Here is a 24,228-nt window from a genome sequence, read left to right as displayed (position 1 = left end):
GCCACATCGATGCAGACGGGTACGGATCGCTCAACTCATCGGTCGGGCATCAGTATTCCGGCGGGGTCCGACAGAATTCATCCGATTATCGGGTGACCCGGCACGGTGTCCGGGGGAGAAAACATGCGCTTATCAGGGATTATGAAGTTTCGCAAGATTCTCGAGTGAGGCAGGTCACGATTTCGCTCGATCGCGCACGTGGCAGCGCCCGTTCCGGGACCGGCCATGATGGACGGTGTGAGAACGACCGTGGCCGAACAGTTTCCGTCGCTGCGTGGCCGCGAGCCGCAACAGGAGACCCTGGAAGCCCTGATCGACGGCGCTCGTGCCGGCCGCAGCGCGGTCCTGGTGCTGCGCGGCGAGGCCGGGATCGGCAAGACGGCCCTGCTGGAGTTCGCCGCCCGGCACGCGGAGGGGTTGCGGGTGCTGCGCGGCGCCGGGCTGGAGGCCGAATCCGAATTGCCGTTCGCCGGACTGCAACTACTGCTGGCCCCGGCCCTCGACCGGCTACCCGTCCTGCCGGAACCCCAGCGTGCGGCATTGTCGGCCGCGCTCGGGCTCGGCCCGGGCGGCCGCGAACCCATGCTCACCGGGCTGGCGGTGCTGTCGCTGCTCACCGAGTACGCGGACGGTTCCGGACTGCTGGTCGTCGTCGATGACGCGCAATGGCTGGACCGGGCCTCGCGGGACGCGCTGCTGTTCGCCGCGCGGCGACTGCGGGCCGAGGGCGTGGTCATGTTGTTCGGCGTTCGGGACGGTGAGGGCGCGTTCGAGGCGACCGGCCTACCCGAACAGCGACTGACCGGCCTGTCGCCCGAGGCGGCGGCCGCACTGCTCGACGAGTATTCGCTCGCAGGGCATGCGCTCAGCCCGGCCGTGCGCTACCGCCTGCTCGCCGAATCGGGCGGCAATCCCCTCGCGCTGCGGGAACTGCCGCTCGCCATGGCCGCCGAGGCCACACCCGACCTCGCCGCGGGCGCGCTGCCGCTGACCGATCGGCTGCGGCTGGCCTTCCACGGCCGGATCAGCCGGCTGCCCGAAGCCACCCGAACCCTGATGACGGTCCTCGCCATCGACGAATCCGGTTCACCCGCGATCGTGCTGCGCGCGGCGGCGAGCCTGGGCGCGGGCCTCGACGACCTGGCCCCCGCCGAGGCGGCGGACCTGCTGCGCCCGTCGACCGGCCCCGACCTGTCGATCACGTTCCGCCACCCCCTGATTCGCGCCGCCGTCTACCAGCGCGCCCCGCTGACCCAGCGTCTGGCCGCGCACCGCGCCCTGGCCGCCGCGCTCGACACCCCCGAACAGGCAGATCGCCGAGCCTGGCACCTGGCCGCCGCGGCCCTCGGCCCCGACGCCGAGGTCGCGGATGCCCTGGAGCGCACCGCGATTCGAGCCCGCGAGCGCGGCGGGCACACCGCCGCGGCCGCCGCCTACGATCGCGCGGCCCGGCTCAGCGACCGCCCCGAGGACCGCACCCGCCGCCAGGCCCTGGCCGCCCAGGCCGCGCTGGAATCCGGCGATCTGGAGCGGGCCGCGGACCTGGCCCGGCGCACCGCTCGCGAGGTGAGTTCGGAGTCGCTGCGCGCCAATCTTTCTCAGGTGCGGGCGCTGGCCACGTTCTGGCAGGGCGAGTTCCCCGAGGCGCATCGGCTGCTGGTCGACGCGGCCACGAGCATCGCCGCCGCCGCGCCGCAGCAGGCCGCCGGAATGCTGGTGCAAGCCCTCCACACCGGGTGGTATCTCGGCGAACCCGAACTGACCGACGTGCTGAAACGTCTCGCGGACCTGCCGCTGGCGGACGAACCCGCGCTGACACCCGCGGTGCGGTTCCTCGGCCGCCTGTTCGACAGCGGCCCGGGCCGACCGCTCGCGCTGCGGGACACGCTCGCCGAGATCGATTTCCGCGGCGCGGTTTCCGATCAGGTCCTGCTGATTCTCTGCGGTGTGGCGCTGGCGCGCGGACAGGACGGTCCCGCCTTCGAGCTGGCCGTGGCCCTGGATGCCCGGCATCGCGCGGCCGGTGCGGCCGGCCGCCTGCCGACCGTGCTGTTCTTCGCCGCCGAAGCCGACATCTTCACCGGCCGGCTCACCGATGCGCGCACCGCCACCGTCGAAGCCCGCGACCTCGCCCGCGATACCGGCCAGCAGCAGTGGGTGCGCCAACTCAGCAGTGTGCTGGCGCATCTGGACGCCCTACGCGGTGAGGAAGCCGAATGCCGCGCGCACGCCGGACTGGGCCTGGCCGGGGACACCCCGGGAGCCATCGCGCCCGGCGCACCCTGGGCGCATTGGTCGCTGGGGCTGCTGGATCTGGGGGCCGGGCGCGCGGAGTCCGCCCTCTCGCGCTTCGAGCGGTTGACGAAAGTGCCCTTCACGCACCACATCTGCGCTACCCGGGCGATTCCCGACCTGGTCGAGGCGGCGGTCCGGATCGGCGCGCCGGAACGCGCCGCCGCACCCTTCGCGAAATTCACGGGCTGGGCGGAATCGGTGGGTCAGCCGTGGGCCGATGCCCTCGTACTGCGCTGCCGCGCGCTGCTCGACGACGAGCGGGCCGAAGACCTGTACTCGCGCGCCCTCGAGATCCACGATCGGGAAGCCCGCCCCATCGAATTCGCGCGCACCGCACTGCTGTACGGCGAATGGCTGCGCCGGGCCCGCCGCAAATCCGAGGCGCGTAATCAACTCAACGAGGCCATGGAAGTCTTCGACCGCCTGGAGTTGCGGCCGTGGGCCGAGCGGGCTCGCCACGAACTGTCGGCGGCCGGCGCCCCGGCCGCCGATCCGGCCGGGACGTCCGCCACCGCCACCGGCCTGACCCCGCAGGAATTGCAGATCGTCCGCCTGGCCGCGCAGGGTCTGTCCAATCGCGACATCGCCGCCCAGCTGTTCCTGAGTCATCGCACCGTCGGCTACCACCTGTACAAGGCGTACCCGAAGCTCGGCGTCACGTCCCGAGGCGATCTGAAGGACATTGCCACGCAGCTGCATTGACCCATCACGCCTTGATGAAGGCGAGAATGTCGGCGTTCACCCGGTCGGCGTGGCTCTGGTAGAGCCCGTGCCCGGCGTTCGGGTACTCCTTCAATTCGGCGTCGGGGGCCAATTTCACGGTCTGCCGGCTGCTGAGGTCGATCGGGATCGACTGGTCGGCGACGCCGTGCAGCAACAACATCGGGACCGGCACCGCCGCGACATCGGCGCGGTGGTCGGTGCGGAAGGCCAGGCGCTGGATCTCGAGCGCGGCGATAGGGGAGCAGCTCATGCTGCGGCGCATCTCGATGTCGATCGTCGCGGGTGACACCCGGGTGCCCAGGTGGGTGGCGTAGTAGCCCTGCGCCCGGTCGGCCAGCCACTGGGCGCGGTCGGCGCGCAGGTCGGCCAGGGTGGCGTCGATGAGTTCGTCCGGGACGCCGATCGGGTTGTCCTCGGTCTGCCGCATGAACGGAATCGCGGCTCCCAGCAGGGCGATTCGCGAAACCCGGTCCGCGCCGTGGCGAGCCAGGTAGCGGACCACCTCGGCGCCGCCGGTGGAGTGGGCGACCAGGATCGCGTCCCGCAGATCCAGGTGTTCGATGAGCGCGGCGAGGTCGTCGGCCCGGGTGTCGGTGTCGTAGCCGGCCGACGGGCGGTCGGAGCGGCCGTGGCCGCGGCGATCCAGCAGGACGCAGCGGTAGCCCTGCTCCAGGAAGAACGGCGTCTGGCGCTCCCACATGTCGGTGGGCAGTGACCAGCCCGCCACGAACACGATCGGGGTGCCGGTGCCGTAGTCCTCGTAGGCGAGGGTGGTGCCGTCGGTCGGGGTGGTGAAGAACATGGGAATCCCCTTGTCGTACCGAAGTTTCGGTGAATGGCCGGGCGGGATCACTGCCCGCCCGGCCGATCTGGCGTCAGAGTCCGGCGGGCACCTGGTCGAGGAAGCCGTAGACCCGCTCGATGCGCCCGTCCGCGGCGAGGGCGGCGACGTCGAACCCGATCACCAGCGGCTCCGCGCCGGGAGCGCCCAGGTGCCAGGTGAAACGGGCGATGTGGTGGTTGGCGTCGACGGCCCCGCCGAGCCGGAACTCGAGCCCCGCGAACTGCGCCTGCACCGCGGCGATGGTGGCGTCCAGCCCGGCGTGCCCGCGCACCGACACCAGCGGATCGGTGTATTCGGCGTCCTCGGTGAACAATTCGGCCACCAGGGCGGCGCGGGTGCCGGCGTCGGTGGTGTTCCACGCGGTCAGGTAGCGCTGGACCAGTTCGGTGATGTCGCTCATGTCGTTCTCCTCGGTTCGTCTGAACTTGATGAGGACAACGTTATGAAGATGGCGGCGACCGGGAATCTGTCGTCGTTAAGTACTGACGACCGGTCCGCTGTCAGCCGAGGTGGTCGATCCGCTTCTTGGTGGTGCAGAGCAGCGAATTCAGCGTGAGGTCGATGACGGTGACGGTCACGTCGGTGACCGACCCCGACTGGAACTTCGCCGATTCCCCGAAGATCTGAACCGGATTGACCGTGACGGTGGCCTGTTGCGTCTGCCCGGTGCAGCTGACCGGAGCCAGTGAACTGCCGTTCACGCCGGTCCCCAGATAGGGCGTCGCCCGCACGGTCACCGACAGCGCCGCCGCGGGTCCGGTGCAGACGTACGACACCGCGATCATGGCATTGCCGTTGGTTTCCCGGGCGCTGTCCACCGACAGGACGGGCAGGGCCTGCGCGGTACCGGTGGTGAGGGTGATGGCGGCGGCGAGTGCGCCGAGGGCGGTGACGAGGCTGCGTGCGTACACGGTGTGTCCTTGCTGGTCCGGAACCGATTCACTGCTTCCTGCACCATATTTCAGGAAATCAGCGGCGCATCGCGGGTGACAGTAGTGCAAACCGAACCAACCGTGCTGGACATTTGACAAGTTCATGCCGCGACGCGCGAGGAAACGCCGCCGGAAAACGAAACAGCCGCCCGCGCTTCGCGTGCGGGCGGCCGAATTCGGTTGTGTCAGTAGGTGTAGAAACCGCGACCGGTCTTGCGACCCAGGTAACCCGCGTCGACCATGCGGCGCAGCAGCACCGGCGGCGCGTACTGGGCCTCGCCGAATTCGGCGAAGAGGGATTCGGCGACGGCGAGGGTGACGTCGAGACCGACGGTGTCGCACAGGCGCAGCGGGCCCATCGGGTGCGCGCAACCGCTGACCATGCCCTCGTCGATGTCCTCGGCGCTGGCGAAACCGGTCTCGAACATCCGGATCGCGCTGCACAGGTACGGGATCAGCAGGGCGTTGACGATGAAGCCCGCCTGGTCCTTGGACTCGATGGTGCGCTTGCCCAGCACCTCGCGGGCGTAGGCGGTCACCTTGTCGACGACGGTGCGGTCGGTCTTGAGCGTGACCACGATCTCGACCAGCGGCAGCACCGGCACCGGGTTGAAGAAGTGGACGCCGACCACGCGCTCCGGGTGGGCGGTGGCGTTGGCCAGCCGGATCACCGGGATCGAGGAGGTGTTGGTGGCCAGGATGGTCTCGGGGGAGACGATGCCGTCGAGCTTGGTGAAGAAGTCGGCCTTGAGCGACTCGATCTCCGGCGCGGCCTCGATGACCAGCTCACGATCGGCGAAATCGTCGATCGAGGTGGTCAGGGCGATGCGGGCACGGGCCTCGTCGGAGGCGGCCTGCTCGAGCCGGCCCGACTTCACCGCGCGCGCCAGCGACTTCTCGATGCGCTCCACCGCGGCGTCGGCCGCCGCCGTGTCGCGTTCCAGGATCAGGACCGACCCGCCCGCGCGGGCAGCCACCTCGGCGATACCCGCACCCATCGTGCCGCCACCGATCACGCCAATGCGTTCCACGTTCGAAATCTCCCTTGTACTCGAGTTACTCGGGCACCATCTTCCCGGACCGCCCGTCACCCACTCTCAGCTGGGCGGACATTGTGAGATTCGCCCTACACCCGGGTCAGCGGAGTTCGGCGAGCATTTCGGCCCAGCGGTCGGCGACATCCGTGCGGCGGCCGGCATCGTCGTTCAGGATGCCCGCCAGGCCGAGGCCGCGCGCGGAGTCCAGGAAGGCCTGCACGGTGGCGCGCACCTTCGGGTCGTTGCCGTCGAGTTGCAGCAGTTCGATCAGCGCCCAGAACCCGCGCGCGCCCACCTCGAGCTCCATCGCCGCGACCCGGGGCCGCAGCACCGGGTCGTCGGCAGCCGCCATGCACAGTTGCAGGGCGGCGGTGAACGCCGGACCCTGATGCATCTCGACGGCGTGGCGGACGATGGCCCGCGTGTGATCGCCGGGGGCGCGGCCGACGTGCCGCAGCGCCTCGATCCGGCTGATCCGCTGGTCCATGATGTGCTGCACCGCCGCGGTCAGCATCCCGTCCCGGTCCTTGAAATGATGCTGCACCGCCCCGCGGGTAACCCCCGCCCGCTCGGCGACCTCAGCGACACTGGCATGCCCCCAACCCCGGCTCGCCAGCACGTCCAGGGTGGCCTCGACGATCCGGCGATGGGTGTAGATGCCGTTCTCGTTGCGCGGCCGCCGAGCACCCGCGGGGCTCATCGGCGCCCTGCGGGTCGAGTGTCTTGCAGCCGTCGGTTCGGGAACCGCATGGAAGGAAGTATCCATGTTTCACTCGTTGAATTCGTGAATTGACCCGACCGCGATTGCCCGGGTCGCCGGGCTCTTGTCGACTTCGTTCCACTCGGACATGGTCGGTACCTATCTGCCGGTGTGGTGATCGGTTGGGCGGCAACGCGAACCGGTCCTGGCCGCGAAAAGGTCGAGGAGAGAAGGTTTCCGGCGGAAAACCGCGATGTTCTGCCTCACGTGATCGAGCAGCATGGTTGCCTCTCCCATGGCAGGTGCCGTCGGATCAATACGTTGGGGAAAGCTCTCGGTTCAGCGGTGACGCTTACTTCGGACAGCATGTAGAAAAGGGCCTCACGCCCGAGTCGATTTTACGCCCGCACCCGTCGCATGATCTGTGCTGATTCCACGGCCCGTACGGGCGCGTGGTTCGTTCTTCCCGGCCATTTCGGGGTGCTCACGCGTCGAAGTCGCGTTGCTCCCAACTCAATGCCGTGACTGTTCCACTCCCACGGGAATCGATGTCGATCGATGGGCGGAGACTGGACCGCCACGGTGGCGTTGCCGGGGTTTCTCTACCGTTGAGGGACGCTCGAAGGGAGCAGAGTCGCGGTTGACGTCGCTCTGCCGCGAAGTGAGGAGTACATGGGACGTGGCTGACGCGACCGATTCCGCGCGTCTGGACTTGGAGACCTATATCCCGCGGCTGACCGCGCGCGGGGTGATTCTCAGTCTGCTGGTGAGCAATCATCCGGCGCGGCCGACGCCGGCGCAGGTGGTGCGGGCGGCCGGTGCTTTCGGCATCAAGGAATCCGCCGCCCGGGTTGCCTTGAGCCGCATGGTTTCCGGCGGTGATCTGACCCGCACCCGGGATGGCTTTCTGCTGAGTGAACCACTGCGCGAACGCCGTCAGCGGGTGCTACACGAGGTCGAGCAGGGGACCCGGGCGTGGCACGGCGACTGGGAGATGGTCGTGGTGTCGGGCACCGGGCGCGATCCGGCGGAACGTGCGGCCCTCCGGGCCCGGCTGGCCCGACTTCGCCTGGCGGAACTGCGTGAGGGCGTCTGGTTGCGGCCCGCCAATCTGACCCGGGCGCTCGAGCTCGGGAACGCGCCCGTGGAGATCTTCGTCGGCCGGCCCGGGCGACCCGACAGGGAACTGCTGGATCTGCTGTGGGATCTGCCCGCCTGGGAAGCGCAGTCGCGCAGGCTGCTCGACCTGATCGAACGGGCCGAGAGTCCGGTCGACCGTTTCACCGTCGCGACCGCGATTGTCCGGCACTTGCTCACCGATCCTGTACTGCCGCAACAGCTTTGGCCGGAGCCGTGGACGGCGGATCGGCTGCATCAGGTCTGGGTCGCCTACCAGGACGAGTTCGTGTCGATCCCGGAGGTGGGGCACGCCAACTGACCGAATATTACTTATTGACTTCGACTGTTCGGAAAACGTAATGTCCGAATTGGCAGTCGAAGGAGGCAGTCATGCAGACACACGAGGTGTTCAACCAGTCCGTACCGCTCTACGGCCACAATGTCGCGGACGACGCGACCCTGCTCGACGGTCTGGTCCGCGAGGGAGCCGGGTGGGCAGTCGGCGATGTCGAGCGGCTCGGGCGGCTCGCCGGCACCGAACAGGTCCAGGAATGGGGGCGGGTCGCCAATGAGAATCCGCCGGTCCTGCGGCCCTACGACCGGTTCGGGCACCGCATCGACGACCTCGAATTCCATCCCGCCTGGCATGAACTGATGTCCGCGGCGGTCGCCAACGGCCTGCACGGCGCGCCCTGGAGCGATCCACGAACGGGCAGCCATGTGGCCCGCGCCGCGAAGTTCTACGTCTGGAGCAATGTCGAGGCCGGGCACACCTGCCCGATCTCGGCGACCTACGCCGCGGTGCCCGCGCTGCGCGAGGCCCCCGACCTGGCGGCGATCTACGAACCACTGCTGTCGAATTCGCACTACGAGGGAGGTCTGCGGACCCCGCTCGACAAGCCCGGCCTGCTGGCGACGATGTCGATGACCGAGAAGCAGGGCGGCTCCGACATTCGCGCCAACACCACCCGCGCCATCGCGCAGCCGGACGGGACGTACCGGATCGTCGGCCACAAGTGGTTCACCTCGGCGACCATGGCGGACCTCTTCCTGGTTCTGGCGCAGACGGACGCAGGGGTCACCTGTTTCCTGGTGCCGCGCGTGCTCGCGGACGGCACCCGCAACAACGTTCGCCTCATGCGCCTGAAGGACAAGCTGGGCAATCGGTCGAACCCGTCAGCGGAGATCGAATACGAGAACGCCCTCGCCTGGCGGATCGGCGACGAAGGCCGCGGCGTGCCGACGATCATCAAGATGGTCAACATGACTCGGCTCGACTGCCTGATCGGGGCCGCGTCGGGCATGCGCCGCGGAGTCGTCCAGGCCGCGCACCACGCCACGCACCGGAAGGCGTTCGGCGCGTATCTGATCGATCAGCCGTTGATGCGAAATGTGCTGGCGGACCTCGCGGTCGAGTCGGAAGCGGCGACGCTGCTGATGATGCGCCTCGCCGGCGCCCACGACCGGGCCGTGCGCGGAGACCAGGCGGAATCGACCTTCCTGCGGTTGGCGCTGGCGGTCGGCAAGTACTGGGTGTGCAAGCGGTGGCCCGCGCACGCGGCCGAGGCGATGGAGTGTTTCGGCGGCAACGGGTTCATCGAGGAGTCGCAGATGCCGCGCTTGTTCCGGGAGTCCCCACTCAATGGAATCTGGGAGGGCAGCGGCAATGTCGCGGCTCTCGACGTGCTGCGGGCGATGGGCAAGAACCCGCACACGGTCGACGCCTTCTTCGCCGAAGTCGCGCTCGCCGGACCCGAGCCGAGTATCGAGCGCGCGGTGAACGAGATCCGGAGCCAGTTGACCGATCTCGCGGACGCGGAAGTGCTGGCGCGCCGGGTGATCGAGCGGATGGCGCTGGTGCTGCAAGCGTCGCTGCTGGTTCGGTCCGGCAACCAGGCGGTGGCGGACGCGTTCATCGCCACCAGGCTCGACGGTGACCGGGGCAGCGTCTACGGAACCCTGCCTCGCGGAGTGGATTTCGCGGCGATCCTGGATCGCGTCACCGCCAAGGTCGGCTGAGCGCGCCGGTCAGCAACGAGTCGAAGGAGTCGAGGAATGCAGGGAATCGGTGACTGGGCCACCCGGCGGGCGCAACTCGGCGGCGAGAAGATCGCGTTCGTGTCCGAGGATCGCTCGTGGACCTACCGCGAGTTCGATGACCGCACCAACCGGTTGGCCAACCAGCTCAGGGATCGCTTCGGCATCCGGCGCGGCGATCGCATCGCCGCAGTGGTGCCCACGTCGGTCGAGTGCCTGGAGATCCTGTTCGCCGCCGCGAAGCTCGGCGCGATCTTCACGCCGATCAACGTGCGCCTGACCGCGCCCGAGATGGCCTACGTGCTGGGCGATCTCGGAGCGAATCTGCTGTTCGCCCATCCTGCATTCCCCGCGGCCCAGCGCGCCGCACAGGAACCGGGCACCTACGTCCGGGAGATCGTCGCGCTGGGCGATGACTACGCCGCGCTGCTGGACACCGCCGATCCGACACCGGTGACGCCGATCGCCGCGCGACATGACGTCGCGGTGATCATGTACACGTCCGGGACCACCGGCCGCCCCAAGGGGGCGATGATCACGCACGAGAATCTTCGGGCGAACGCGGCCGCGGTCGTCTCGGCCTTCGGTCTTCGGGCGTGTGACGTCACCGTCACGGCACTGCCGATGTTCCATATCGGAGGTCTGGGGCTCTACACGTTGCCCTTCATCTATGTCGGAGCCCGCAACGTGATCATGCCGTCGTTCGATCCGGCGGCGGTCCTCGCCGCGGTCGAAGCCGAGCGAGCGACACAGTTGTTGCTGGTGCCGACCATGTGGCAGGCCGTGATGGAGGTGCCCGATCTCGAACGCTACGACCTGTCCTCCCTGACTTGCGCGCTCACCTCCGGTGCACCCGCACCGCGCCCGGTCCTGGATTTCCTTGCCCGCAGCGGCATTCCGTTCCGCGAAGGGTTCGGGATGACGGAATGCTCGCCCTCGGTGGCGCTGCTCGATTCCGAGTACGTCCGGGAGAAGGCCGGCTCGATCGGGCGCCCCTTGTTCGGCATCGAAACCAGGCTCGTCGACGACGCCGACCGCGATGTTCCGATAGGCACGGTCGGCGAACTGCTGGTCCGCGCCGACAACGTGTTCGCCGGCTACTGGATGCGACCGGAGGAGTCGGCCCGCGCACTGCGCGACGGCTGGTTCCACAGCGGCGATATGGGTTTCGCCGATGCGGAAGGGTTCATCACCCTGGTCGACCGGAAGAAGGACATGCTCATCAGCGGAGGCGAGAACGTCTACTCCCGGGAAGTCGAACTCGCGATCTCGGCGATGCCGGGCATCCGCGCCGTGGCGGTAGTGGGTGCGCCCCACGAGAAATGGGGCGAGACGCCCGTGGCGTACATCGTTCCGGACGATCGCGCGAAGGTCACCGCCGACGCGGTCATCGCCTTCGCACGGCAACGGCTGGCCGGCTTCAAGACTCCCACCCGAGTCGTATTTCTCGATGCGCTACCTACGACCGCCACGGGGAAGGTCCAGAAGAACGTGCTCCGCGATGCCTTGTCCCCGAAGCCATCCGAGTAAAGCGTCCGGCGGTCGTCACTCGTCGAACTCGAGTCGCTCCCAACTCAGTGCCGTGCGCCAGCCGTCGCGTCCGAATGTCCAGTCCTGGATGACATTCACCACGGTGTCGAATGCGGGCGAGCTGACGGCGCCCCACGGTGCGCCATCACTGACCGCGGCGCGGAAGTGGGCATTCGGTCCACCGGCGCGGAACTCGACGATATAGCCGTGGCCCCGTTGCGGATCCACGGCCTCGTCGAGGTGAACCTGAATGAAGTGGTCGCCCGGTTCAGAACTGTCGAACCGGTCGACGATAACGAACGGAACACTCAGGTTCATGTCCGCCAACAGGTCGTGCAGCGCGTCCTCGGACGGATCCTCGATGCTCCGATGCGTGTCGGTGGCTACGACTCGCGGCGACACGGTCTTGTCGTGGGTCACCCTGGGGACGGTATCCCGTGTCGGCGCGCCGCAGGGTCAGCGCAGGGGAAGGAATTCGGTGAGGGCGGCGGCGACCAGGCCGGGCTGCTCCAGGGTCTGCATGTGCGGGGTGCCGGGTAGCTCCCGATAGGTTGCCCCGGGGATTCGCTCGGCGATGCCGCTCATGATGGCGGGGGTCGTCGAGGCATCCGCGGTGCCCGCGAGAACCAGTACCGGGGAAGGGAATTCGGTGAGGCGGCCCTGCACGTCCAAGCCGATGAACGCGCGCCAGGCGGCGGCCCAATCGGCCGGGTTGCCGCGCAGGACGCGTTCGCGGGCGTAGCGGACGCTCCAGCCGTTGACCGCCAGCGCGGCCGGGGTGAACCAGCGCGTCAGCGACGGCACCACCTGCGCCTCCATGCCGTCGACCGCACCGGACCTCGCCCGCGATTCGAACGCGTCGAACGGGTAGTCGGTGGTGGCCAGCAGGGCGAGCGATTCGAATCGTTCCGGGTGCGCCACCGCCGCGGTCTGTGCGATCCCCCCGCCGTAGGACAGGCCGACCACGTGGGCGCGGTCCAGCCCGAGCGCGTCGAGCACGGCGATGAGGTCCGCGCCGGCGTCGGCCATGGTGAAGGGGCTCGGCGAACCGGCCGCGGCACCGTGGCCACGAATGTCGTACGCGAAAACCCTTCGGCCGACAGCGAGTTCCTCCATCACCGCCTCCCACATCCGCCAGTCCAGGCCGAGGGCGTGCACCAGCACCACCGCGGGCCCGCTCTCACCGCGCTGCGCCACAACCGTCTCGTGGTCGCGAACGGTGATGCGGCGCAACGGCACTGGGCGCGCGACGCCCTGCTCGGTGAGCACCTCGTCGATGACGGTGAGCGCGTTCAGTGCCCGCGGAAATCCCGCGTACACCGAGACATGTTCGGCCAACGCCAGCAACTCCGACGGCGCCACCCCGTTGTGCAGCGCCGCCCGGGTGTGGCTGGCGAGTTGCCGTTCGGCCCCGCCGAGGGTGGCGGTGATCGCCACCGTGGCGATTTCCCTTGCCGCGCGGCCCAGTTCGGCGTGCGCGAGCGCTCCGCCGAACGCTCCGCCGACGACCGCCTCGTACATCTGCGGCGACCGCCGCGCGACCTCCGCCAACGCCTGCTCCGGTGCGGCGCCGATCAGCGCCGCGTACTCCTGTGCTCCGAGTTCGTTGCGATCCATCTCAGGCTCTTCCTGTTTCGCTCGATGCGACTGTCCGGCGGCTCAGCGGTCGGCGATGAGCTTCCCGGCGACTCCGTAGGCGTCGGCCGGGTGCTCGTCGAACCAGACGTGCACCGTCTCGGCCGGGATCTGATAGGCGTCGACGAAGGCATCGGTGATCTTGGCGATCAGGGCGCGCTTCAGTTCCGGGGTCTTGGGCAGCTGCTGAATGGTGACGTTGGGCATGATCGACTCCTGTGATGATGCGGCGGCTTCCCGGCGATTCCGGGCCGCTCACCTGCACATATGAAGTAAATCGTGATCATGGAACCCGAACCAGGCGCAGTCCGGACCGATAGCGATCACGATTCGTGATCGTGCCCCCGGCAGGCTCTGCGCAGCAGTTCGAGTTGCCCGGTGGGGTCCTCGCGCCTGGTCGCCAGATAGGTCGTCAACGACAGCTCGGCCGGCGCGCGGAACGGCCGGAAGACGACACGGCCGGTGTGCAGGCGAACGGCATGCGAGGCGTAGACGACGGTCCAGCTCGCCGGCCCCGCGCCGATCGCGGTCAGCGTGTCCGCGAGATTCGCCGAGTTCGCCCCCGGCATCGGCTCCACACCCGCCTCATGAAAGGCGCCGACGATCAGATCGACCAGCACCGGATTGTCCCGCCGATGCACCAGCCGCAACGGCAGCGTGGCCAGATCGGCCATCGCCACGGTTTCGTTCTGCGCCAACGGATGTCGAGCGGGCAACACCGCCACCAGCGGATCGTGCCAAACCGGGGTGAATCGCAGCGCCGGCTGCTGCGGCAGCGATGCCGGATCCGATCCGCCCCGCAGAAACGCGGCCTCGAGCTCCCCGGCCACCACCTGCTCGAGCCGCACCCGAGTCGGCACCGAAATCAACTCGACAGCCAAATCCGGTGCCACAGCCGCCAATTCATCCAGCACCCGCTCCAAATGCGCCCCCAGCCCCGCACTGGTCCCGATCCGCAACGTCGCGGTGCGCGCAGCCGTATGCGCCGCAACTGCCTCCCGCGCCCGCACCATCGCCCCCAACACCGCCTCCGCCTCCGGCAGAAAACTCTCCCCAGCCGCCGTCAACCGCACGTGCCGCGGCGACCGATCCAGCAACTCCACCCCGAGCTCCCGCTCCAGCCGCCGAATCTGCTGACTGATCGCCGGCTGCCCGATATGCAACCGCTCTGCCGCCCGCCCGAAGTGCCGCTCCCGAGCAACCGCCACGAAGTACTCGAGCTGCCGCAATTCCATGGCCGCACGATACCCACCCCCGAGTGGCCAACCCGGGTTCCACGGTCAACTACGACGGGATTCGCCTGGGGCGTTTCGGTTCACTACCGAGTGTCGGTCCAGAGCCTGACCGGCTGCACATCGTCCGGATCGGCCCATTCGGGTTGCGGCGTTGCCGGTGCGGCTTCCTTCTTCTCGTTTCGAAGGAACTGTTCGTACACCTTGTGTGCCTGCGCTTCCGCATCGGCGCGCGCCGCTCGGTACTGCTCGATGATGGTCCGCTCGAGCTGCTGGGTGCCCTCGGCGGCGGCGTGCGGCGCCAGCCTGATCTGGGTGATCTGCCCGTAGGCATCCACCTCGATCGCCATGCTTCGGTCCGCGGCGCGAGCCTGGGCTCGGACCACCCCGATGGCCTCGTCGATCTTCTCGGCCCGCGCGCGACGCTGGTCCACGTGCTCCGCACCCCTTCATCCGGATCGTCCATGCCGGGCTGTCTCCCCCCGACTGCTCGACACTGTACCGACACCGAGCGCCTGATTGTTCTCAGTACAAACCGGCCGCTACTATTTGGCAGCACTATGGCCAGTTCTGGGGGAGTCATGAAGCGAAAGCTGTTGGTGGGACTGTAGACATGATTGCCTTCGATCCCGAAAAGTTGCGCACGCTCGCGACCGATTCCCGCACCCATGCCGGTGCGATCGGCAAACTGAGCCCGATCGGCGAGCACAACCGTGACGCCGCTCTCGGTGCGATGCCGTTCTCCGCCTTCGCGAAAGACGTCCAGTTGGTACTCCAGGCGATGGATCGGGCGGTGACGCTCCATCAAGGCAGGCTCGACCAGTTCGCGACCCTGACCGATAACGCGGCCGGCACGGTCGATGGGATGGAAGAGGCGAATGTGGCCGGCTTCAAGGGGATCAAATGAGCGGCGAGAAGATCACCATCTCCACGGTGCTCGGGTGGAAGCTCGATTCGGCACGCTTCGCTGGCGCGGACGCGATGAACGCCGGTATCACCCTCGAAGCCGAATCCCTCAACGCCGACAAGGCGATTCAGGGTTCCGACTCCTATTTCGGCGACGCGGCCGGCAGTGCCGCCCGCACCATGTCGACCAAGTTGAAGAACGAGGCGATCACCACCGGTGACGTCCTCGATGCCATCCACAAGCAGATCGACACCACCACTGCCGCACTGCAATCGGATATCAAGAGTTTGCAGTCGGTTGTGGACGACGTCAAAGACTCGGAGTGGAATCTCTTCTACGACGACGAGACCGGTGACGTGAAGTCCTACGACTCGAACTGGGAGACGATCAAAAAGGCTTGGGGCAATCCGGCTTCCGTCGCCTGGAAGACCGCCGCTTGCCTCAGCCTGGGCGCGAATCTCAAGCAGGCGTTCTGGGATGTGCAGGAAACCGACAAGATCGGCGCGCGCAACCTGGCCACGCAACTCGAGCACGTGTCCGATGACGTCAAATTGGCGCTGGCCGGTATTCCGGAGGACGCCGCGCTCCGGGACATTCTCCAGAAATACCAGGTGGACACGACGAAGTCCGACATCGTTGTCTGGCCGGATTCGACCCTGCTGAACCTGATCAGGATGTACAAGCCCGACATGCAGCCGGTGGAGATGACGGTCGAGGAAAAGGCCGCGATGGATGAACTCTGCAACCCGCTGCACGGCGGTAATCCAATGAACTACATGAAGTTCAACGACATCAAGGACGAGGCCGAGGCGTTCGGGAAAGACAACAAGTACACCGCGGCATATGACGGCTCGAAGGATGACGGTCATGGGGACGCGGCCCGGCATGCCTACTGGAACGCGCGTATGACACAGGAGTTCGGTTCCGACTGGGCGCAGAAGTACGCCAGCGCCCATGAAGGCGTCGGCGGAAACGGTCCACAACGAGAGGCGATGGACCTCAAGAACAATGAACTCGGCCGTCAGATCGGTCTCGCGAATATGGACGCATCGAAGGACGATCTGAAAACAGCGGTCGTCGCCGCGGTCGACCACGGCGACGCCATCGTCATCCACAGCCCCAACGGGGACGGTGCTCCCGCCCAGATCGCCTGGAGTAATACGGTTCCTTGGGACCAGATCACGAGTCCTCCGGCCATCGATATCCCACTTCCAGGAAAGTGAGTGCGAGGTAATTGAGACCAGCCCTGATCGTTGTCGGCCTGCTGGCGGTTCCACTGCTGGCCGGGTGTGCCGCCGAACACCAGTCCTACGCGGAAAGGTGTCCATCCGAAATCCGCCTCAGCCAGGAACCGCAGCCGCTCGGTTCGAGTAAGGCGCTGACGGACGCGATCAGAACGGCCAGCGGCGGACAGCAAGCCATCAGCTTCGGGACGGTCACGCGCGCAGCCGGCTGGTCCGATGACTGGGACGCGGTGATCGATGCTTCCGCAGCTCATGAGGATGACCTGATGAACAAGTGGGCCGAGACCCCACCGGGTACTTGCTGGGCGGGTCTACCACCCAGGTTCGGTGCTTCCGATCCGGTGCCTTCCGGGTACTACGTCTTCCTGAAAGACCGGAAGGTGGTGCAGTCCGTGAAGTGGGATACCGGGCACAAACCCATGGAATTCGGTTCCGCCGCACGACTGACTCACGAATCCATGCTGAATCCCAAAGGCGGACAACTCAGAACCTACTGAGCGGATCCGCACAGAATCTCTACATTCAGCGCAAAGCATCTCCACCCGCGCTGCCTAGGGTCACTGGTTATGGAATCCAGCCAGCCCCGGCGCCGTCATCGGCTGCGTCGGTTGGGGAAAGCGCTCATGGTCGTGTTGTTGGTGCTCGGGGTCGTGTCGGCTGCCGGGTGGGCGCTCACCCCGTCGATTGCCGACGCCGATCAGCGGGTCCGGGATCTGGCGGCGGAACGGCATTCGGCGCTGCTGCCCGATTCGGTGCCGGCGCGGTTCGAGACAGCGCTACTGGCCACCGAGGACAGCCGTTTCTATCGGCATCATGGCATCGACATCCTCGGTATGGTGCGCGGCGGCCTCGGCCTACTCGCTTCCCAGGAGAGCGGCGGGTCGACGTTGGACAAGCAGCTGATCAAGATGCTGTATTTCCACGGCGACCATCCCCTGGCGGGCGCCCCCGAACAGCTGCTGCTCGGCGTCAAGCTCGACACCGCCTACTCCAAGTCCCAGATCCTCCGGATGTATGCCGACGTCACCTATTTCGGTCACGGCTTCTACGGCCTGCAGGACGCTTCCTGCGGCTACTTCGGGGTGCCGCCGGACCGATTGAGCTGGTCCCAGGCCACGCTGCTGGCCGGGCTGCCGCAGGCCCCCAGTAACTACGACCCGCTGACCCGCCCGGACTTGGCGGCGAGCCGCCAGCAACACGTCGTCGACCGCCTGGTCGCGACCGGCGCCCTGACTCACGAGCTCGCCGCCGAAATCTCCCCGACCGCATGGCATCTCACGACCACGCCGGGTTGCCGCGACTGACCACCGGGTCTTCCGGCGCGGGCTCCTGGACTGAGATACAACTGCGCCCCGGTGCCATCGATCGTGTCGGTGACATCCGGGGCGCGGAAGGGTGAATCAGCCGAGGTCCGGGTGGCCGACCCACTCGACGATCGTCCAGCCCTTCTGCGGGTTGCCCTTGAGGACGACGTGGCCGCCGTTGCGCATCGGATCGGTGCCGAGCTTGCTCTTGTCGGCGTTGCCGGCGTTCATCATGGCCCAGAACATGATGGTGCCGCCGTGCGAGAAGATCACCGGGTTGGCGCAGCCTGCGCGCTGCACATCGACCAGCGCCTGATCGACGCGGCCGTCGAACTCGTTGCCGTCGATGGAGCCTGGAATCCGTGCGTTCAGGTCGCCGGAGAGCCACTTGATCGGCGCCTGGAGGTACCCGGACATCGCCTGGGCCTCAGGGGTGCCTTCGTACTGGCCTGCCTCGATCTCCCGGAAACCGGGCTGAATGTTGAGGCTCAGGTTGCGCTTGGCGACGGTCGGTGCCGCAGTCTGCTCGGTACGCACCATGTTGGACGCGAAGGCGCAGTCGTACTTCTTGTCGGCCAGCTGGGTGGCCAGGTTGTCTGCCTGTGTCCGGCCGCGCGGGGTCAGGTCGGGTCCGGGCACCTTGGTGTCGATCAGGCCGGAGGTGTTACCGAATGACTCGGCATGGCGCACCAGGGTGATGACCATTTCGCCTGCGCCGATGCCGCCGCTGCTGCCGGAGTTGCCTCCGGAGCTTCCGAAGTCGAGATCGGCGGACGCGACGCCGGTGGTAGCGGTTGTCGCCGCGACCGCGGCCGCCATCAGCGCAATGGACAATCGAAGAGATCGGATTTGCATGGGTGGGAATGCCTTTCATCGTGGCGAACGCCACTTCAGGTATGCCGAAGAACCGGAATGTGAGGTGTCGCGTCTCACAGAAGCAGCTATTTGCCCGAATCAAATACGGGGTATCCCATTCATCGGGATGCTTCGCGCACCGGCGAAACCACTCGGGTAGCAGAGGTGTGAGCGGCATGTCGACTCACGCGACCCGCTCACCCAGCCGTTTTCGATACCGTCGCTCCCTCGGCCGATCTGGGAAGATCGCTCCGTCCCGCGCAGGCGGATCACGGCTGAACCTGCTGCCGAGTCCTGACCGCCGCGAGCATTGCCCCGGGTCCGTCGGTCGTGGAAGGCGTGTCCGCGTCCGTGGGACGCAACGCTCGGGCACGTCCAGCCGCAGAGCATTCGGGACAAATTGCGCGCCACGGAGGATGTTCGCGGTGCTGGTGGCTCGGATGGCAGCTGCTGCGGACGAATTGCGGACCGAGAGTGAACACGCCCGAGCTGTGGGCGCTGAAAGTTTTGTTCTGTCAGCAGTTTCGTAGGTGCCCCCGGACGGGCTCGAACCGTCACTTGGCGGATTTTAAGTCCGCTGCCTCTGCCAATTGGGCTACGGGGGCGTCTGGGTCAGACTACCGAGCCGTACGTTCGTACGGGTAGCGCAGAGGGGGCGATTCTCCCCGGGGAGCCCGGCACGCGGGCGTGCCGGGCGTGGGTCAACGGGTGGATCGAGGTGCTCCGATGCCGGGGTCGATCCTGGTGGGGCCGGATGCGGTGGGGGTGATGGGGAAGTCGAAGATGGCGGTGGGGAGGTAGACGGTGGCGCAGGAATTGGGGATGTCGACCACGCCGGAGAAGCGGCCTTCGACGGGGGCGGCGCCCAGCAGGAGGTAGGCCTGCGCACGGGAGTAGCCGAAGTTGGTGAGGTAGTCGATGGCGTGCAGGCAGGCTCGTTCGAAGGCCAGCTGGGAATCCAGATAGCGCTGTTCGCCGTCCAAGGTGACCGAGGTGCCGGAGAATGCCAGGTATTCGGAGTAGACGGGGCCTTCGTTGCCGGGGAGGAAGACGGCGTTCTCGGTGACGCCGTAGAGCTGCATGCCGTTCTTGATGAGGTCCACGCGCAGGTCGATGAATCCGCCCATCTCGATTGCGCCGCAGAAAGTTATCTCGCCGTCGCCTTGCGAGAAGTGCAGATCGCCCACGGAGAGGTTGGCGCCGGGGACGAACACCGGATAGAAGACGCGGCTGCCGCGGGTCAGGTTCTTGATGTCCTGGTTGCCGCCGTTCTCGCGGGGCGGGGCGGTGCGCGCGGCCTCGGCGGCGACCCGGTCGAATTCCGCTCCGGCCAGCGCGCCGAGGATGGCGTCGCGCGGTTCGGGCGGCAGGGCGAGCGGGGGGACGCGCTCGGGATCGGTGGCGATGAGGGCGGCTTCGCGGGTGTTCCAGGTGCTCAGCAGGCCAGCCGAGGGGGCGGTGCCCATCAGGCCGGGATGCATGATGCCGGTGAACTTCACGCCGGGGATGTGGCGGGAGGTCGTGGTGTGGCCGCTGAAATCCCAGATGGCCTTGTAGGCGTCGGGGAAGTGCTCGGTGAGGAAGCCGCCGCCGTTGTCGGTCGGGAAGATCCCGGTGTAGCCCCAGCCTTGACCGGCCAGCGGGCCCGAATCCTCCTGCGGGATGGGGCCGATATCGAGGATGTCGACGATGAGTAGATCGCCGGGCTCTGCCCCGGCGACGGCGAACGGGCCGGACAGGCAGTGCACGGTGGTCAGCGGGGCGTCACGGATGTCGTCGGCGGAGTCGTCGTTGCGGATCGCGCCGTCGAACCACTCCCGGACGTGCACACGGAATTCCGTGCCGGGCGTGACGGTGGCGACGGCCGGGACGTCGGGATGCCAGCGGTTGTGGCCGATGAACTTCTGGTCGGCGAACTTCTTGCCGGAATCGAGCGGGAACAACAGTTCGGGCATGGATGGACTCCTCCTAAGGATTCAGGGGCGGGGAAGCTTGCGGTGCAAAGGGTTTCGGGTCACTCGTCGCCGACTGCCGGAAGGCGGGGCGGTCACCACCGGCGGTTCGGCGGCGGTTCGGGCGGTGGCGTCGAGCAGGCGCATCGCGGGCGAATCGCCGTGCAGCAGCGTCCCGCCGCCTACCCGCCGCCGGGCCGGTTGCCCGCAGGTCGGGCAGGCCGATTCCGCGGGCACTTCGGCCATGAGATGGATGCGTTCGAAGCCGCCGCACTCGCGGCAGGCGAACTCGTAACAGGGCACGCGTGCGCTCCGTCCTCCCCGGCATCGGGACCGGAGATTGTTTTCATATGTAGCTATTTCAGTTGAACACGATACGAAGCGGCGGGTGTCACTGCGGCGAAACCAGTGAGTTAACTGACGGTTTCAGGATTCTTACCCGGTATCCGGCTCGTTAATTTTCATATGGATTATATTCATCTGAAAATATCAGATCTATGGTCTGTTCTCGTTGCGGATCCGAGGCCCGGCGGCCTCGACAACGAGGAGAACGACAGCATGAGCACAACCCGGTGGCAGCGGTTCCAGACATGGGCCGCGCGCGACAATATCGAGGACTACTCGCTGCGCTACGCGCCCAAGTCCTTCCGCCGCTGGAGTCCGATGGCCTGTTCGGTCGCGGCCCTGGGCGGCATCGCCTACCTTGCCGACTACTCGATCGGGGCGTCCATCGCGGTCACGCACGGCGCGGCGAGTGCCGTCATCGCCATCCTGGTGGCGGCGGTGACCATCTTCCTGACCGGCATCCCGATCGCCTACTACGCCGCCAAGTACAACCTGGACATGGATCTGCTCACGCGCGGAGCGGGTTTCGGCTACTTCGGCTCCACGCTGACCAGCCTCATCTACGCGAGCTTCTGCTTCATCTTCTTCGCGCTGGAAGGTTCGATCATGGCGCAGGCCATGAAGCTGGCCTTCCACATACCATTGCCGCTCGGCTACGTGATCGGCTCACTGGTGATCATCCCCCTGGTGCTGTACGGCATGTCGGCGCTGGCGAAGTTCCAGGTGTGGACCCAGCCGCTGTGGCTGATCCTGTTCGCCGCGCCGCTGGTCACCATCGCCGTCGGCGATCCGTCCGGCTTCGACGGCTTCCTGTCCTGGGCCGGCGACGGCGGCACCGCGCGAGTGACCGCCATCGGCGTGGGAGCCGGTGCGGGCGTGGCGCTCTCACTGATCGCCCAGATCGGCGAACAGGTCGACTATCTGCGATTCATGCCCGAGAAGTCGGAGACCTCCGCCTGGCGCTGGTGGTCGGCGGTGCTGGCGGCGGGACCCGGCTGGGTGATTCTCGGCGCGGCCAAGCAGCTGTGCGGCGCGTTCCTGGCCTTCTACGTCGCGGGCGAGGTCGGCTTCGCCCGGGCCACCGAACCGATCGAGCAGTTCCTCGGCAGCTATGGTGCGCTCATCCACAATCACGCGTTCGCGCTGACCATCGCTACGATCATGGTGCTGCTCTCGCAGATCAAAATCAATGTCACCAACGCCTATTCGGGCTCGCTGTCATGGTCCAACTTCTTCAGCCGGGTGCTGCACGTGCATCCGGGGCGGGTGGTGTGGCTGGCGCTGCACATCGCCATCGCGCTGGCGCTCATGCTCGGCAACATGTTCACGGTCCTGAACACGATTCTGGGGTTCTACTCGAACGTGGCCATCGCGTGGATCGGGGCGATCGTCGCGGATCTGGTGATCAACAAGGGCATTCTGAAGATCAGCCCGTCCTTCATCGAGTTCAAGCGGGCCTACCTGTATCCGGTCAATCCGGTCGGATTCGGGTCGATGCTCGCCGGGTCGGCACTGTCGATCGTGGCCTACTTCGGCGCGTTCGGCTCGTTCCTGCAGGCTTGGTCGCCGTATCTGGCGCTCGCGGTGGCGGTGGTGCTGACGCCGCTCATCGCCCTTGCCACCGGCGGGAAATACTATCTGGCCCGGCCGAATCCGCTGCGGGAGGAGATCGAGAAGGAACCGCTGTGGGCCGGTCAGACGCTGCTCGACGTGGTGGACGGGAAGCGATACGAACTGCCGGATATGGTGCACGACTGCCCATTCCACGGCGGCCCGGTATCGTCGCTGTCCTGCACCCTCACCAAGGGGTGTGCCGAGCAATGCCAGTCGTCGTCCTATGCCGACGGAGTGGGAACCACCGATCTCGACCTGACCCCGGTGCGGGCCTCGAGCTGACGGGCGCGGGAGTGGCGGGCGTACCGACGGTGCTTCGCCCGCCACGCTTTTCCCATCTCAACCCGGTAGCTGAGCGCGCACGTCGAAGTGCAGTAGATCGGCTCCCGCCACATACACCGGCTGCGTGGTGTGCGCCCCGCGCACACTCACCTCCCCGCGCGGCCCGTGATAGCTGACCCCCGGCGCGCTCCGCTCGATGGCCCGCAAATCCAGGCTGCGGGCCCGTTGCGCCAGCGAGGCGAACAACAGCAATCCCTCGTAGCAGGATTCGCCGATATTGGTCAGCGCCGGTGCCGACGGCCCGAATCGGGCGGCGTACTTTCCGCTGAAGGCCATGCTCTCCTGTGAGACCACGCTCTCGAAATATCCGGAGGCGGTGAACAATCCGTGTGAGCTGTCCGCGCCACCGGCGTAGAGCACATCCTCGCCGATCATCATCGACAGCCGGACCCGGTGCTCGTCCAGGCCGGCGGCGGCGAAGGCACGATTGAACGCCGCGCAGTCCGCGCCCACCATGAACAGCAGCACCCCCTGGGCCGGGGAGGACGCGATGAGCCGCAGCGCCGCCCCGAAGTCGCGCCCGCCGAGCGGCAGGAATGCCGAACCGATCACCTCGATATCGGTGGTGCGGGCGAATTCCACCGTGGCCAGCGCTGTTTCCCGCGGCCAGACATAGTCGTTGCCGATCACGCACCAGCGTTTGATCCCGTACTCCGACCGCATCCACCGCAGTGCCGGAAACAGTTGCTGGTCGGGGGTCTCCCCGACCATGTACACCCCGTCGGAATCCTCCCCGCCCTCGTAGAAGGTGGTGTACACGTAGGGCACACGTCCGGCGGTCTGCGGCGTTATCACCTTGCGAGCGTCGGAAAGATGCCAGCCTACGACTCCGTCCACCTGCCCGCGTCCGACCATTTCGCCGAGCCGCCGGGCCAGTTCCGGCAGTGGCGTGCCGGCGTCCACGGGATGCAGCCGCACCTGTCGGTCCAGGATTCCGCCCACCGCGTTGATGTCCTCCAGCGCCAGCTCGGCGCATGCCTCGGCGGACGGCCCGAACATGCCCGCGGGCCCGCTCAACGGCACCACCAACGCGATGTCCACGGTGTCGCGCCGGGCGCGGAATTCCGGGATTGCCACGGGGAGTCACCACCGTAGTACTTGCAGGTGAAAATAATTCGAACGGCGCTGTACAGTGCTGAGGTGGACGATAGCACCGCCCTGGCCGCCCTGGACGATCTCGCCCGGCTCGTGCGGCGGGCGTCACAGGAACTGGACCGGGCGATCGCGACCTGCCTGGGTGAATCCTCGGTCGGCCGTTGGCATGTGCTCGAGGCGGTGGCCGGCGGTGCCGGACTGTCCATGTCACAACTGGCCGATGCCACCCTGCTCAACGCCGCAACGCTCACCCGCCTGATCGACGCCATGATCGCCGACAACCTGGTGCTTCGGAAGGTGGACGACACCGATCGACGCCGGGTGCTCGTCTTCCCGACCCGGCGCGGGCAACTGACCCGCAAGGTCATGGAACAGACCCTGGCCGCCAGTGGTCTCGCCGAGATCGGAGCCACCGCCGCGTCCGCGACGAAAGCGCTGACGGCGCTGGTCGATCGGGTCGCGGCGACCGAGCCGGCACCGCTGTGA

Annotated in this window: 24 protein-coding genes and 1 tRNA gene; 10 read left to right on the top strand and 15 right to left on the bottom strand. The window is 67.3% G+C overall.

All coding sequences use genetic code 11. The features are described from left to right. Nucleotides 1-237: 237 nt before the first annotated feature. Complete coding sequence (locus ACYVKL_RS15625) at nt 238-2,997, top strand: helix-turn-helix transcriptional regulator (RefSeq protein ID WP_379163855.1); 2,760 nt, start codon at nt 238-240, stop codon at nt 2,995-2,997. Between the two features lie 4 nt (nt 2,998-3,001). Here ACYVKL_RS15625 and ACYVKL_RS15620 read toward each other — a convergent pair whose 3' ends face one another. From ACYVKL_RS15620 to ACYVKL_RS15600, 5 genes are all read right to left on the bottom strand, one after another. Next, a complete protein-coding gene (locus ACYVKL_RS15620) occupies nt 3,002-3,820 on the bottom strand; it encodes an alpha/beta fold hydrolase (RefSeq protein WP_379163852.1) in 819 nt (272 codons plus the stop codon). 73 nt (nt 3,821-3,893) lie between these two features. Then, nucleotides 3,894-4,262, bottom strand: coding sequence for a nuclear transport factor 2 family protein (locus ACYVKL_RS15615; RefSeq protein ID WP_379163849.1), 369 nt, complete (start codon nt 4,260-4,262; stop codon nt 3,894-3,896). A gap of 100 nt (nt 4,263-4,362) precedes the next feature. Continuing rightward, nucleotides 4,363-4,773, bottom strand: coding sequence for a hypothetical protein (locus ACYVKL_RS15610; protein ID WP_379163846.1), 411 nt, complete (start codon nt 4,771-4,773; stop codon nt 4,363-4,365). A 206-nt stretch (nt 4,774-4,979) separates the two neighbouring features. Continuing rightward, nucleotides 4,980-5,825 carry a 3-hydroxybutyryl-CoA dehydrogenase gene (locus ACYVKL_RS15605; RefSeq protein WP_281423534.1) on the bottom strand — a complete coding sequence of 282 codons (846 nt, stop codon included), beginning with the start codon at nt 5,823-5,825 and terminating at the stop codon, nt 4,980-4,982. 106 nt (nt 5,826-5,931) lie between these two features. Continuing rightward, nucleotides 5,932-6,531: a TetR/AcrR family transcriptional regulator gene (locus ACYVKL_RS15600; protein WP_379163843.1), complete on the bottom strand. Its 600-nt coding sequence runs from the start codon at nt 6,529-6,531 to the stop codon at nt 5,932-5,934. 679 nt (nt 6,532-7,210) lie between these two features. On the opposite strand from ACYVKL_RS15600, the gene ACYVKL_RS15595 reads away from it, so the two are divergent. From ACYVKL_RS15595 to ACYVKL_RS15585, 3 genes are all read left to right on the top strand, one after another. Further along, nucleotides 7,211-7,969: a PaaX domain-containing protein, C- domain protein gene (locus ACYVKL_RS15595; protein ID WP_379163840.1), complete on the top strand. Its 759-nt coding sequence runs from the start codon at nt 7,211-7,213 to the stop codon at nt 7,967-7,969. 71 nt (nt 7,970-8,040) lie between these two features. Next, nucleotides 8,041-9,669, top strand: a complete 1,629-nt coding sequence (locus ACYVKL_RS15590) for an acyl-CoA dehydrogenase family protein (protein ID WP_379163838.1) — start codon at nt 8,041-8,043, stop codon at nt 9,667-9,669. Nucleotides 9,670-9,705: 36 nt separating this feature from the next. Continuing rightward, the gene (locus ACYVKL_RS15585; protein WP_379163835.1) at nt 9,706-11,217 is read left to right on the top strand and encodes an acyl-CoA synthetase; all 1,512 of its coding nucleotides are present in this window, start codon (nt 9,706-9,708) and stop codon (nt 11,215-11,217) included. 15 nt (nt 11,218-11,232) lie between these two features. On the opposite strand, the gene ACYVKL_RS15580 is transcribed toward ACYVKL_RS15585, so the two are convergent. From ACYVKL_RS15580 to ACYVKL_RS15560, 5 genes are all read right to left on the bottom strand, one after another. After that, nucleotides 11,233-11,637, bottom strand: coding sequence for a hypothetical protein (locus ACYVKL_RS15580; protein WP_379163832.1), 405 nt, complete (start codon nt 11,635-11,637; stop codon nt 11,233-11,235). A gap of 36 nt (nt 11,638-11,673) precedes the next feature. Continuing rightward, nucleotides 11,674-12,834 (bottom strand): alpha/beta hydrolase, encoded by a 1,161-nt coding sequence (locus tag ACYVKL_RS15575; protein WP_379163830.1) that lies wholly within the window; start codon nt 12,832-12,834, stop codon nt 11,674-11,676. A gap of 42 nt (nt 12,835-12,876) precedes the next feature. After that, nucleotides 12,877-13,059: a tautomerase family protein gene (locus ACYVKL_RS15570; RefSeq protein ID WP_357190991.1), complete on the bottom strand. Its 183-nt coding sequence runs from the start codon at nt 13,057-13,059 to the stop codon at nt 12,877-12,879. Nucleotides 13,060-13,175: 116 nt separating this feature from the next. Further along, nucleotides 13,176-14,087 carry a LysR family transcriptional regulator gene (locus tag ACYVKL_RS15565; RefSeq protein WP_379163827.1) on the bottom strand — a complete coding sequence of 304 codons (912 nt, stop codon included), beginning with the start codon at nt 14,085-14,087 and terminating at the stop codon, nt 13,176-13,178. Between the two features lie 83 nt (nt 14,088-14,170). Further along, nucleotides 14,171-14,518, bottom strand: a complete 348-nt coding sequence (locus ACYVKL_RS15560) for a YbaB/EbfC family nucleoid-associated protein (RefSeq protein ID WP_379163825.1) — start codon at nt 14,516-14,518, stop codon at nt 14,171-14,173. 179 nt (nt 14,519-14,697) lie between these two features. On the opposite strand from ACYVKL_RS15560, the gene ACYVKL_RS15555 reads away from it, so the two are divergent. From ACYVKL_RS15555 to ACYVKL_RS15540, 4 genes are all read left to right on the top strand, one after another. After that, nucleotides 14,698-14,991: a hypothetical protein gene (locus ACYVKL_RS15555; RefSeq protein WP_379163822.1), complete on the top strand. Its 294-nt coding sequence runs from the start codon at nt 14,698-14,700 to the stop codon at nt 14,989-14,991. Then, nucleotides 14,988-16,214, top strand: a complete 1,227-nt coding sequence (locus ACYVKL_RS15550) for a DUF6973 domain-containing protein (protein ID WP_379163819.1) — start codon at nt 14,988-14,990, stop codon at nt 16,212-16,214. The genes ACYVKL_RS15555 and ACYVKL_RS15550 overlap by 4 nt, the downstream gene beginning before the upstream one ends. Nucleotides 16,215-16,225: 11 nt before the next feature. After that, entirely contained in the window at nt 16,226-16,732 is a 507-nt protein-coding gene (locus ACYVKL_RS15545) for a hypothetical protein (RefSeq protein WP_379163817.1), read from the top strand. Nucleotides 16,733-16,858: 126 nt separating this feature from the next. Continuing rightward, nucleotides 16,859-17,539: a biosynthetic peptidoglycan transglycosylase gene (locus ACYVKL_RS15540; protein WP_379163814.1), complete on the top strand. Its 681-nt coding sequence runs from the start codon at nt 16,859-16,861 to the stop codon at nt 17,537-17,539. Between the two features lie 96 nt (nt 17,540-17,635). On the opposite strand, the gene ACYVKL_RS15535 is transcribed toward ACYVKL_RS15540, so the two are convergent. The 4 genes from ACYVKL_RS15535 to ACYVKL_RS15520 all read right to left on the bottom strand — a co-directional run bounded on the left by ACYVKL_RS15535 (nt 17,636) and on the right by ACYVKL_RS15520 (nt 20,649). Further along, nucleotides 17,636-18,358 carry a histidine phosphatase family protein gene (locus tag ACYVKL_RS15535; RefSeq protein WP_379163811.1) on the bottom strand — a complete coding sequence of 241 codons (723 nt, stop codon included), beginning with the start codon at nt 18,356-18,358 and terminating at the stop codon, nt 17,636-17,638. Nucleotides 18,359-18,925: 567 nt separating this feature from the next. After that, a tRNA-Leu gene (locus tag ACYVKL_RS15530) sits at nt 18,926-18,999 on the bottom strand. Nucleotides 19,000-19,095: 96 nt separating this feature from the next. After that, nucleotides 19,096-20,349: a formamidase gene (fmdA, locus tag ACYVKL_RS15525; RefSeq protein ID WP_379163808.1), complete on the bottom strand. Its 1,254-nt coding sequence runs from the start codon at nt 20,347-20,349 to the stop codon at nt 19,096-19,098. A gap of 21 nt (nt 20,350-20,370) precedes the next feature. Further along, a complete protein-coding gene (locus ACYVKL_RS15520; protein WP_379163805.1) occupies nt 20,371-20,649 on the bottom strand; it encodes an FmdB family zinc ribbon protein in 279 nt (92 codons plus the stop codon). A gap of 255 nt (nt 20,650-20,904) precedes the next feature. Between ACYVKL_RS15520 and ACYVKL_RS15515 the strand changes: the two genes are divergently transcribed. Next, a complete protein-coding gene (locus ACYVKL_RS15515) occupies nt 20,905-22,587 on the top strand; it encodes a purine-cytosine permease family protein (protein ID WP_379163803.1) in 1,683 nt (560 codons plus the stop codon). 57 nt (nt 22,588-22,644) lie between these two features. On the opposite strand, the gene ACYVKL_RS15510 is transcribed toward ACYVKL_RS15515, so the two are convergent. Continuing rightward, a complete protein-coding gene (locus ACYVKL_RS15510; protein ID WP_379163800.1) occupies nt 22,645-23,724 on the bottom strand; it encodes a substrate-binding domain-containing protein in 1,080 nt (359 codons plus the stop codon). A gap of 63 nt (nt 23,725-23,787) precedes the next feature. Between ACYVKL_RS15510 and ACYVKL_RS15505 the strand changes: the two genes are divergently transcribed. Beyond that, nucleotides 23,788-24,228, top strand: a complete 441-nt coding sequence (locus tag ACYVKL_RS15505; protein WP_379163797.1) for a MarR family winged helix-turn-helix transcriptional regulator — start codon at nt 23,788-23,790, stop codon at nt 24,226-24,228.

Source organism: Nocardia tengchongensis (genome assembly GCF_054781395.1).
The sequence above is the reverse complement of the archived record's forward strand: the minus strand, read 5'-3'. Positions and strand labels throughout refer to the sequence as shown.